Origin of the sequence: Actinomadura macra NBRC 14102 (genome assembly GCF_001552215.1) — a bacterium.
In the GTDB taxonomy this organism is placed as follows: domain Bacteria; phylum Actinomycetota; class Actinomycetes; order Streptosporangiales; family Streptosporangiaceae; genus Spirillospora; species Spirillospora macra.
This window is the reverse complement of the sequence record NZ_BCQT01000004.1, coordinates 677,559-688,826: the sequence shown is the minus strand read 5'-3', so window position 1 is coordinate 688,826 and position 11,268 is coordinate 677,559. Positions and strand designations below refer to the sequence as shown.

Below are 11,268 nucleotides of genomic sequence, written 5' to 3'. Positions count from 1 at the left end.
CGCAACCTGTCATGGCATACGGCTGAACGTAGCCGCTGCGCGGTCACGTTCTCGCAGGAGTGCTTCGCGCAGTTCCGCTGCCGTGTCGCTGAAGATAGTGGAATCTACGCCGGCCGCCGGGTCGTGGAGAGTCGCCACCCAGCCGCCGAATCCTCCATCATGTCGGATCGATCGCCAGATCCGGTGGCCCGTGAACTCCGAGCGCAGTTGATCAAGTATTTGATCGTCAGTGAGGGCGTTTGTACTCATTTCGACTGACCTCGCGTCACTCTCTGGTCGAATTCTTGTGACCAGCCTTGTACGGGGAGTTACGATCGGCTACATACCGGCGTCACACCGCCCACCCCCCGGCGAGGCGCCGGACCCGCCCGGGCCTTCGAACGAACCGGAACGGAGTTTCATGTCCACTGACTCTGGTGACCTCACACGTGATCCACTTATCAGGGCCTATGCGGCTCTGATGCGCTCCCACCGCGAGGCGGCGGGCCTGTCACGAGCCAAGCTGGCTGAGGCACTCGGCTGCTCACCAGGATGGATCGAGAAGCTGGAGATCTGCGAGAAGCCTCCGTCAGAGGCGACGTCCGACGATCTCGACACGTACTTCAAGACCTCGGCTCGCACCTTCCACACCATCTGGAGTGAGATCAAGAAGGAAGGCAAGTACCCGGCGGGCCCGCCCGGATATCCGGGCTACGTCCGTCGGGAGGCGCAGGCAACGGTGCTTCAGATCTTCACCGCTCTAGCGTTACACGGCCTGTTCCAGACTCCGGAGTATGCCCGTGAGATCCTCAGAGAAGGGCGGAGCAAGGACGAGACCGAGAAGCTACTTGCGGCTCGACTTGAACGCCAGAAAATCCTTCACCAGACACACCTTGCCCAAGTCTCCATGATCGTCGATGAGGGTGTACTCCACCGCCCCACAGGTGGAGCCTCGACAATGAAGGAGCAAGTTCTGCACTTGTCCATGCTGGCCCAGGACCCAAAGATCACTCTCCAAATCGTTCCGAGCAGTAAGGGCGCCTATCGTGGGACGGCTGGCTCCTTCACGATCCTCAGCTCTGAGCGAGAGAGAGACGTCGTCTACGTGGAAGGCCAGACATCAGGTCAGCTTCTAGAGGACTCTCGTGAAGTTCACGAACACGCGCTAGTCTTCAACTTGATCAGGGGTGCGGCGCTGTCCGCGGATCAGTCCCTGGACCTGCTTCAAACCATCGTGGAGGGTCTATGACTGGAGCAGACCAGAATTCCGGTTGGCGAAAGAGCAGCCACAGTGGAGACACCGGCGGTGAGTGCGTCGAGTTGACAACAATGCCGTGGCGTAGAAGCAGCTACAGCACCGGAACTGGTGGCGAGTGTGTGGAGGTGGCGGCGCTTCGTCCGGCCGTGGCCGTCCGTGACTCGAAGGATCCACAAGGTCCGAGGCTGTCGTTCACTGGCGCCGACTGGACCGCCTTCACCGGCACCATCAAGGCGGGTCGCCACGACCTGCGCTGATCCACTGAGGGTTCCTCTGGAAGCATCCATGATCAGTGTTCGCATGATTCGCGGACAGTGACGGTGGAGCGTCGGGGGTCGGCGCTAGTGTGACGCCGTGAGCGACGACACGGTACTGCGGGTTCCCGGGCCTGCCGAGATCCGTGACGAGCTGCTCGGGCTCGTCGTGAAGGATCTGCATGGGCCGCTCGCCGGGACGGACGAGGAGTTCGAGGAGCGGCCCACCGATCGCTACATCCTCGGGCGGCTCGCGCCCGAGGGCGAGGTGATCGAGCCGGACGAGCAGGACGAGAAGGCCGACGGGGCCGGAGGCGACCACGGTGAGGACGACCGTGACCGCAACGCACCGAACATGGTCAGCCTGGCGCCGTCGTCGCTCGGCTGCACCTGCTACGTCTCTGGCGATGTCCAGGAGCTCGTGGTCGAGGCGCAGTGGGCTTACCACGAGCGCGTATACCCCGAGGACGAGGAGTCGTCGAAGCCGGTGTGGCGTCGGGTGCCCGAGCGCGGTACCGCCACCCTGAAACTTAAGGAGGGGGTGCTGGAGCCGGAGCGGCTCTCCGCTGAGCACCCCGAGATTGTGGTGAGCGGCCGGGCACGGCTGCTCGACGGGCACTGGCTGGTCTCGGTGTTCCTGGTGAACGGCAAGGCCAAGCCTTCGCAGCTTCCCGACACGGCCTGGATGTTCCAGGTCGGTATGAGCGTGACGGCACCGGACGGCGCGGCGGCATTCCGGCCCCGGCCCTCTGTCCCCAGCGGCGGCGACGGCGCCGACAAGGCCGAGCAGAAGCGTCTGATGATGGCCTACCGGTTCACCCCAGAGTTCGCCGTCGGGCACGGCGCGGGCGTGCGGGTCATCCCGTCGCCGGGCGATCCCATGCGGGCGGTCCGGATCGACACGGTGGCCGTGCCCGACCACGAGCTGCCCGCCACCGGCGTCCCCGACGTGCGCACCGATCCCGACCTGCCCGAGCTGGCCGACCTCGTCCTGGACATGAGCGACCTCGCGGGGCTCGCGAGCAGCCCTGCGGGCGACCTCGCCGGTGCGCTGATGCCGCTGGTCACGGGTTATCGGAACTGGATCGACCGGCAGCATGCCGGTCTGTCCGATCGGGAGCGGCACCTGGACGGCTACGCCCGTGAGGTCGAGGAGACGCTTCGCAAAGCGTCGCGTGCCGCCGACAGGATCGAGGCGGGCATCCGGCTGCTGGACGACCCGGCCGTGCGCCGGGCCTTCGCGTTCGCCAACCGGGCGATGCACCTTCAGCGGGTGCACACGATGGCCGCCGGTATCCGCGCCAAGGACCCGGACCGGTCGCTCGACCACGCGGTTGCGTCCGTCGATGTGACGAGGAACCGGAGCTGGCGCCCGTTCCAGCTCGCGTTCGTCCTCCTGAACCTGCCCTCACTGGCCGACCCCGCGCACGACGAACGCGCCGACGGGGCTACGGCCCTGGCGGATCTGCTGTGGTTCCCCACCGGTGGCGGCAAGACCGAGGCGTACCTCGGCCTGACCGCGTTCACCTTGGCGATCCGGCGCCTTCAGGCCCCGCTGGGCGGCCTGGACTCGCGTGCCGGGGTGGCCGTCCTCATGCGGTACACGCTGCGGCTGCTCACGATCCAGCAGTTCCAGCGCGCCACGGCGCTGATATGCGCGTGCGAGACGCTCCGCCGCGACGACGAGGGCGTGTGGGGAACCGAGCCGTTCCGCATCGGGCTGTGGGTCGGGGCGCGGGTGACGCCGAACCGCACCGACCAGGCGGACGAGTGGCTGAAGCAGCACAAGGGGAACCGGAAGCGGCCGGCGGTGAGTCACGGCTCCCCGCACCAGCTCACGAGCTGCCCGTGGTGCGGCACCCGGATCGAACCTGGACAGAACGTCCAGGTCGACATGGTGCGGCGGCGTACCACCGTCGTCTGCCCGGACACGTTCTGCCCGTTCGGGTCGGCGTCGGGAGACGACGGCATCCCCATCGTGGTGGTCGACGAGGAGATCTACCGGCTGCTGCCGAGCCTCATCATCGGCACCGTCGACAAGTTCGCGCAGCTCGCATGGAAGGGGGAGACGGTCACCCTGTTCGGCCGGGTCACCCACCGGTGCGAGCGGCATGGGTATGTCACCGAGGACATCCAGAACGCCGACTGGGAGCTGTCGGGGACGTCGGCGCCCCATCCGGCGAAGGGCCAGGCCCCCGCCGCGAGGATCGTCCCGGTGGGACGGCTGCGTCCCCCCGATCTGATCATCCAGGACGAGCTGCACCTCATCTCCGGGCCGCTCGGCTCCATGGTCGGCCTGTACGAGACGGCGGTCGACAAGCTGGCGACCTGGGAGCGGGGCGAGGGCCGGCGGGTCAGGCCGAAGGTCATCGCGTCCACGGCGACGATCCGCCGCGCCGAGAAGCAGATCAGCGCGCTGTTCGACCGGCGCACCGAACTGTTCCCGCCGCCGGGCGTCGACATCGGCGACGGCTTCTTCGCCCGCCAGCGGCCGACGTCACCGGAGGCGCCGGGGTACGCGGCCGGGCGCCGCTACGTCGGCATCTGCGCGCACGGCACCCGCCTGAAATCCACACTCATCCGCGTGTACGTGTCGGTGCTCGGCGCCGCCCAGGCCCTCCACACCAAGTACGGGGAGAACGAGGTCACCGACCCGTACATGACGCTGGTCGGGTACTTCAACAGCCTCCGCGACCTCGCCGGGATGCGGCGGCTGGTCGAGGACGACGTGTCCACACGCCTCATGCGGGCCGACGAGCGCGGCCTCGCCAAACGCTTTGACCCGCTGCCCGAGGAGCTGACCTCGCGGCTGTCGTCCGGGCAGATCCCCGAGATCCTCGACCATCTCCAGGTGCCGTTCAAGAAGGAGCGGGCGAAGGGCGAGCGCCGTCCGATCGACGTGCTGCTCGCCACCAACATGATCGCGGTCGGGGTGGACGTGTCGCGGCTCGGCGTGATGGCGGTGGCCAACCAGCCGAAGTCCACGGCCGAGTACATCCAGGCGACGAGCCGCGTCGGGCGGGCCGCGCCCGGCCTGGTCTTCACCGTCTTCAACTGGGCCCGCCCCCGCGACCTGTCGCACTACGAGACGTTCGAGCACTTCCACCAGACGATCTACCGGCATGTGGAGGCGCTGTCGGTCACGCCGTTCGCCGAGCGGGCCGTGGACCGCGGGCTCACCGGCGTGCTGATGTCTCTCGTCCGGGACCTGGACCTGTCCTACAACGGCAACCTGAAAGCGGCGGCCTTCGACCGCAACAACAGCCTCGCCGACCACGTCGTGCGGTCGGTGCGGCGGCGCGCCAAGGACGTCACCGGCGATAACGCCGTCGGACGGGCCGTCGAGCAGCTGCTCGACGCGCGCCTCGACCAGTGGCACCGGGCACGCCTGATCCCCGGCCGCCGGCTCGCCTACGACAAGGCGCTCGGTTCCAGCGGCGACGTCGCCGCGCTGCTGCGCCGCCCGGAGGAGGGCAAGTGGCTACCGATGACGTGTCCCACTTCCCTGCGGGACGTGGAGCCCGGCATCAGGCTGCTACTGCTCCCCGAGGACGACGGGCTGTCGATCGTCGACGAGCCCCCGCACATCCCTGTGGACACCGACGACGATGACCAGGAGGGGGCGACACCATGACGGTCCAGCCGCTGCGGGTCGGTGAGCTCCGGCCCAACCAGCTCCTGCACACTTTCGGGGTCGGCGCCGTCGCCGACCTGCCGAACCTGTCGGTCGTCGTCGGCGGCCTGGACGACTGGGACCTGGGCAAGTCCACCGTCGTGCGGGAGGACCGGCTCCTTGCGGCGGTGCGCAGGGAGCTGGGCGACCAAGTGGAGGCGCTGCGCACGCCGCCGCACATCCCCGAGACCAGCGACCCGTTCGCCGAGTGGAGCCGCGTCGGCGTCCCGGTGCGCCTGTTCCCCCGGTGGCTGCGCTGCACGGCCTGCAACATCCTGGCACCCGTGGAGGGCGGGCTGTTCAAGCTGCTGCCGCACTCGTACTCGCCGGAGCGGATCAAGTACATCCACGAATGCAGGGGACGCGGCGGGAACAGGCCCATCGTCGTGCCCGCGCGGTTCGTCCTGGCCTGCGAACGCGGTCACCTCGACGACTTCCCCTGGATGTTCTACGTGCACGGCGGGACCGTCCCTCAAGGGGGCGAGCACATGCTGAAGCTCCAGGAGCGCGGGACGACCGGTGAGGCGGCGAACGTGTATGTGAGCTGCTCGTGCCGGACGGACCAGTCCAGCGGAATGTCGATGGCGCCGGCCCTCGGCCCGGAAGCCTGGCGCAGGCTTCCCGCCTGCCGCGGGCGGGACCCGCACCTCGCCGCCTTCAGCGACTGCGGCGAACGGACTCGTACGCTCGGCCTCGGCGCGACGAACTCGTGGTTCGCGATGCAGTTGCAGGCGTTCACGCTTCCCCGCGCGGACGATGAGCTGACCCAGAAGGTCATCGAGAACTGGAAGCAACTCGAACTCCTGGTTCCCCTCCCCGACGAGGTCGCGAAAGGGTTGCTCCCTCAGCTCACGTGCTGGCAGGACGTCGAGTCCTTCGGTGTGGACAAGGTCCTCCAGGCCGTCCGCAGGCGGGCGTCCGAAGCGCAGGACGACGATTCGACGGACGAGCGGGACCTCGACACACCCGAGTGGGAGGCGCTCACCCGGCCCGACCCAGTGACCCTTCCCGACTTCACCATCCGCAAGGAGCGGGTACCCCAATCGGCTCGTACGTGGCTGAGCGAGGTCGTCCTCGCGCCGCGGCTGCGTCGTGTGTCGGCCCTCTACGGCTTCACCCGGATCGACGCCCCCGAATGGGAGGTCCAGGCGACCGACCTGAACCGGCGGGTCCGGCTCTCCCGCGAAGCCCCCACCTGGGTTCCCTGCGCGGAGACGCGCGGCGAGGGGATCCTGCTGCGCTTCGACGAGGACCGCATTGCCGCATGGGAACGGCGGCCGGAGGTCCTGGAGCGGCAGCGCGTCCTGCAACTCGGTCATGAGCGCTGGCGCGCGCAACGCAGGATGTCCCCCGGTGACTGGCCCGGCATGCGTTACGCGCTCCTGCACACCTTCGCGCACGTGCTCATCCGGCAGTTCGCGTTGGAATGCGGCTACAACGCCTCCGGAATCGCCGAGCGGATCTACGCCCGTTCCGGGGACCGTCCCATGGCGGGCATCCTGCTCTACACCGCGGCGCCCGACAGCGAGGGGACGTTCGGGGGGCTGGTCTCCCTCGGCCGCAGGGACCGGCTAGGTGACCTCATCGGCCAGGCGCTCGACGCCGCCCGCCTGTGCAGTTCCGACCCGTTGTGCGCCCAGCACGATCCACGCCCGCACGGCCGCCTGTTCGGCGCGGCCTGCCACGCCTGCCTCTTCGCGGCCGAGACCTCCTGCGAGCACGGTAACCACTACCTCGACCGGGCTCTGCTCGTCGACACGGTGACCGACTCCGACATCGGCTTCCTCACCCGGTGACCCCGGAGCTGGCCCGCGTCCTCGCCCGGCTGGCCGAGGAACTGCCGGCCGGGCACGTCGAGGCGTGGGCGCGCGTCCTGCGCGGCCACCGGGCACCGGACGCCGGCCTGGAAGCACGGCTCATCGAGGCAGGTCCGGGTTTCGCGGTCGGCGCCCGCGCCGCGCGGCTCGCGCGAGCCTGGCGAGAAGCCGTGCCGCGGCCCGCCGGTGAGGCTCTGGCCTTGGCGCTGGAGACCGGGGCCGTCTCCGCCGCCCGGTATGCCGGACGTCAAAGCGATGTCGTCGTGAGCGGGCCGGTGGGCGATCACCCGGCGGTCAGGCTCACCGGAGCCGTCGTCACCGAGATCATCAGAGACAGCGCCTCGACGCTGCTCGTGGTGAGCTTCGCCGCCTTCGGCGTGATCGAGGTCGTGCGCGAACTCCGCGAGGCCGCTGAGCGAGGCGTGCGCGTCGACCTCGTCCTTGAGGGGTCTCGGGAGAAAGGCGGCACGTTAAGGGGGGATGGTGCGGCGGCGGCCTTCACCGCGCTGCACGACTCGGCCACCTTCTGGTCATGGCCCGCCCGCCACCGTCCGGCCGGTGCGGCGCGCGCCGCTCTGCACGCCAAGCTCGTCGCGGCGGACGACCGGGTCGCGTTCCTTGGCAGCGCCAACCTCACCGACCGTGCGCTGGCCGACAACATCGAACTCGGCGTGGTGATCCGCGACCCCGCGGTGGTGCGCCGCATGGTCGGGCACTTCCGTGGCCTGATGCGTCCGGGAGAGGGCCCACTGGAGCCGGTCCGCCGCTAGACGGTCGCCCTAGTCGGTTCGATGCTCGACCCAGCGGGCTGCTGCGGCGGCCAGTCCCGGCTGGGGTGCGTGGTCGCCGATGTCCTCCCACATCGCGGCCTGGGCCTGGGCGAACGCCGTTAACGCGTGCGCAGGCGCGGCGGCGAACGCCGGGATCTCGGACGCCCACGCCTGCGCTCGCGCCGGGTGGTGTCCGCTCGCGATGAGCCAGACGACCCAGCAGGCTGGGTCGAGCCACCGGGCCCCTCTCGTCGGCCAAGCCCAATCGAGCATGTACGCCCGACCATCACCGCCGATGAGGACGTTGCCGGGTGACCAGTCGGTGTGCGAGAGCCAATCGCCGGCGAACAGTTCGGAGCGGTCGCTGTAGCCCGACCAGCGTTGCTCGGCGTACTTCAGGTCGACACCATCAGGCGCGGACGGCCATCGGGTCATCATGGCGACGATCAGTTCGAGGTCGGGGCTGGACGGCCCGTAGAACGCGGTGCGGCCCTCGATGAGGTCGAAACCGTTGAGGTCCCAGCCGCCTGTGGTCTCCGTCCAGCGAAGCGAAGCCGACACCTTCGCGACATGCGGGTTGATCCGGCGCTCGCGTTCCTGGGTCCAGACGCGGGGGTGATCGCTGCGCAGCCCTTTGACGAACGTGGTGTCGTTGATGACGACGGCGATCTCGGAGTTGAAGCCCTCGCCGACCTGGCGCGCAGTGATCACTGGTCCGGTGTGCATCTCGATCAGCGCCTGCGCTTGGCGCCAGAAGAGCCGTTCGGTCACCCCGGAACCGTACTGGAGGAGCCCCTCGTCCACGGAGATGGACGAGGGGCAGGCGGTCTCGCCCTACGCGTCGTCACCTGTAGGGGTTGTCATCGCCGCAGCCGAGGCCGATGGCGTGCTCGGCCGCGTCGTTGACATCCTCGATGATCTCGACCACGGAGGACTCGTCGGTCGTCGGGTCGTCCTGCACTTTGATCACGATGCTCACTGGGATACCTCCTTCCTCGGGTCCTGGTGCTGGCAGTAGGTGACCAGCGGGGCTTTGGCCCTGCGGTAGAGCTGGACGAGCGGCATGCACGTCCCGCAGGTGCCCTGAAGCGTGCAGCCGGTGCATCCGCCCTGGCGATGCAGCAGATCGTCGCTGATGGCGCCCAGACGTCGCAGACCGGGCGGCCCTTCACCTACCAGGTCAACACTGGGATCGCGGCCGATCTTGCAGATGCTCGCCCGGCCGAACGGGTCGACATGGAAGGAGGTGTGCCCGGCGTCGCAGCCGGTGAAGGGCGCCCGCTTGCGCAGGAACTGCGGTGACTGAGAGGGCAGGCTCTCGGCGCCGCCGTGGATGGTCGGGGACATGGTGGCGTACTCGCGATGCCGTAGCCCGAACCGTTCGGCCAGTCTGCGCATGAGGCCGAGTTCATGGGCATTGCGGTCAGTGATGATCAAACTCAGATCCAGTTGGAGGCCCGCCTCGTGCGCCGCCGACAGCCCGCGCATGAACCTGCGGAAGGAGCCTGGCCGCCGGGTGAGGCCGTCGTAGGTCTCGGCCGTGGCACCGTAGACGCTCAGGCTCATTCTGCTCGGCCGATGCCTCGTCAGCAGGTCGAGCATCGTGGGGTTGGCCAGGCGTGAGCCGTTGGTCAAGATCTCGATCATCATGCCCAGTTCGTAGGCCCTGGTGTGGACGGCGGCGAACAGCCGATCCACCATCGGCTCTCCGCCGGTGAGCTGGAGCCAGAGGACGCCCGCGTCCCGGATCGCCTCCAGCAGCCGCTCACGCTCGGGCCATCCCAGCCCCTCAAAGGTCTTGAGGCCGAGGTAGCAGTGCTCACAGTCGTAGTTGCACCCCAGGTTCAGCTCATAGGTCGCCTTGCCGAACCCGTAGTCCGACTCGCGGCGGATGAGCAGATGATCGCCGAGCGTCTCCCGGTGAAGATCGATCCCCCATGAGGTCCGGGCGGCATCCGCCAGCCAGTCGGGAAACCCTTCGGCGGAGGCGAGTGCACGGTAGGCCGTCTGCGAGATCTCGATTCCTCGGAGCTCCCCGGGCTTCAACACCTGGAAGCCGCCCAGGAACGGACTTGCGATCAATTGGTGCATCTCGACCTCTCCTGGGCATGTGGGCCTGGCCGAGCGGCAAGACCTCGTGCACGGGCCCACCACATCCCTCTCGGCTCGAACCGCGGAGCGCGTTGCGCTGCCGTGTCCAAGAGGCTAGAACCGCAAAGGAGGCGCCCCCCGGAAAGAAATTCCGGGGTCACCTGACGGGGATCCGTGATGACCGATCACCGGCAACACCTGTCACCTGGCCAGCGCGTGGCCTGGCACCGTGTCCGACGAGGCATGCCTCAAGACGTCCTGGCCGGCCTGGTCGGACGGACCGAAGACTGGCTCAGCAAGATTGAGAACGACCGTGCCGCCCTGGACAGGCTCTCGGTCATCAGGACACTCGCCGATGCCCTGCGCATCTCCGTCTTCGACATCATCGAGCCATACCCTGCTGCGCCGCCGCGCCGTGTGCCGTCCTCCCCGGACGTCGGCCCGGTCCGTTCGGCCCTCACCGACTACCGGCAGCTGTCCCCGCTGCTGGCGGCGATCGAGGCCGAGCCCGAACCGCCTCGCTTGGAGGTACTGCGCCGCGATGTCGCAGAGGTGATGGCCGCCTATCAGCTGTCACGCTACGGACGGATGCTCGCCCACCTGCCCGCCCTGCTCACCCAGACCCACCTGGCGGCCCGTGAAGCCCCCGAGCGGCAACGGCCGGACGCCGACCGGCTCGTCGCGCTCGCCAACCAGTCGGCCGCGATGATCCTCACCAAACTCGGCGAGACCGACCTCGCCTGGTTCGCCGCTCAGCGCGGGCTGACCGCGGCAGAACGCAGCACGGACCCGACGATCACCGGATCGCTGTTCCGCTCGGTGATCCACGCCCTGCTGTCCCAAGGCCGCCTCAGCGAGGCGGCGGCCATGGCCCAGCACGCATCGCAGCACCTGCGTCGCCGCCATGCCGACCGTTCGCCCACGCTGCTGTCGGTCCACGGCACCCTGCTCCTCCCCGGGGCCGTCGCCGCCGCGCGTGCCGACAACCGCGCCGACGCCATGGACTACCTGGCACGAGCCGAGCGGATGGCCAACGAACTCGGAGTCGACGCCAACCACCTGTGGACCGCATTCGGCCCCACCAACGTACGCATCCACCGGGTCACGGCCGCCATGGCCTTGGGCGAGGTTCCTCTCGCGCTCGATCTCATCCCGCGCATCGACACCGCGCGCCTGCCCCCCGAACGAGCCGTCCGCCACAGCCTCGAAGTCGTCAACGCCTACCGGGCCCGCAACAAGATCGACGACGCGATCGGCGAGCTGCTCACCGCCGAACGCCGCGCCGCCGAACAGGTCCACTGCCACATCATGAGCCGCCAACTCGTCCACCGTCTCAGAGACACCACGACCGGCAGGCGCAGCCGTCCCCTGGCCGAGCTCGCCCGGCGCATGAGCATCATCTAGCCCTATCTCCTACGCTCGACTC

The 11,268-nt window shown here is 68.7% G+C and carries 9 protein-coding genes; 6 read left to right on the top strand and 3 right to left on the bottom strand.

The annotated features are described in order from the left end of the window. Positions 1–400 precede the first annotated feature (400 nt). From AMA02S_RS07865 to drmC, 5 genes are all read left to right on the top strand, one after another. Positions 401–1,228 (top strand): helix-turn-helix domain-containing protein, encoded by an 828-nt coding sequence (locus AMA02S_RS07865; protein ID WP_084264808.1) that lies wholly within the window; start codon positions 401–403, stop codon positions 1,226–1,228. Further along, positions 1,225–1,494: a DUF397 domain-containing protein gene (locus tag AMA02S_RS07860; protein WP_084264806.1), complete on the top strand. Its 270-nt coding sequence runs from the start codon at positions 1,225–1,227 to the stop codon at positions 1,492–1,494. Before AMA02S_RS07865 ends, AMA02S_RS07860 begins: the two co-directional genes overlap by 4 nt. Before the next feature lie 97 nt (positions 1,495–1,591). After that, a complete protein-coding gene (drmA, locus tag AMA02S_RS07855) occupies positions 1,592–5,125 on the top strand; it encodes a DISARM system helicase DrmA (RefSeq protein ID WP_067453779.1) in 3,534 nt (1,177 codons plus the stop codon). Next, the gene (drmB, locus tag AMA02S_RS07850) at positions 5,122–6,960 is read left to right on the top strand and encodes a DUF1998 domain-containing protein (protein ID WP_067453777.1); all 1,839 of its coding nucleotides are present in this window, start codon (positions 5,122–5,124) and stop codon (positions 6,958–6,960) included. The genes drmA and drmB overlap by 4 nt, the downstream gene beginning before the upstream one ends. Beyond that, a complete protein-coding gene (gene drmC, locus AMA02S_RS07845) occupies positions 6,957–7,751 on the top strand; it encodes a DISARM system phospholipase D-like protein DrmC (RefSeq protein WP_067453771.1) in 795 nt (264 codons plus the stop codon). The genes drmB and drmC overlap by 4 nt, the downstream gene beginning before the upstream one ends. Before the next feature lie 9 nt (positions 7,752–7,760). Here drmC and AMA02S_RS07840 read toward each other — a convergent pair whose 3' ends face one another. From AMA02S_RS07840 to AMA02S_RS07835, 3 genes are all read right to left on the bottom strand, one after another. Continuing rightward, positions 7,761–8,522 (bottom strand): aminoglycoside phosphotransferase, encoded by a 762-nt coding sequence (locus AMA02S_RS07840; protein WP_157430456.1) that lies wholly within the window; start codon positions 8,520–8,522, stop codon positions 7,761–7,763. A gap of 73 nt (positions 8,523–8,595) precedes the next feature. Next, positions 8,596–8,730, bottom strand: a complete 135-nt coding sequence (locus AMA02S_RS44630) for a hypothetical protein (protein ID WP_281181851.1) — start codon at positions 8,728–8,730, stop codon at positions 8,596–8,598. Further along, positions 8,727–9,842: a radical SAM protein gene (locus AMA02S_RS07835; RefSeq protein ID WP_067453768.1), complete on the bottom strand. Its 1,116-nt coding sequence runs from the start codon at positions 9,840–9,842 to the stop codon at positions 8,727–8,729. The genes AMA02S_RS44630 and AMA02S_RS07835 overlap by 4 nt, the downstream gene beginning before the upstream one ends. 177 nt (positions 9,843–10,019) lie before the next feature. Between AMA02S_RS07835 and AMA02S_RS07830 the strand changes: the two genes are divergently transcribed. Further along, the gene (locus tag AMA02S_RS07830; protein ID WP_067453762.1) at positions 10,020–11,246 is read left to right on the top strand and encodes a helix-turn-helix domain-containing protein; all 1,227 of its coding nucleotides are present in this window, start codon (positions 10,020–10,022) and stop codon (positions 11,244–11,246) included. Positions 11,247–11,268 lie beyond the last annotated feature (22 nt).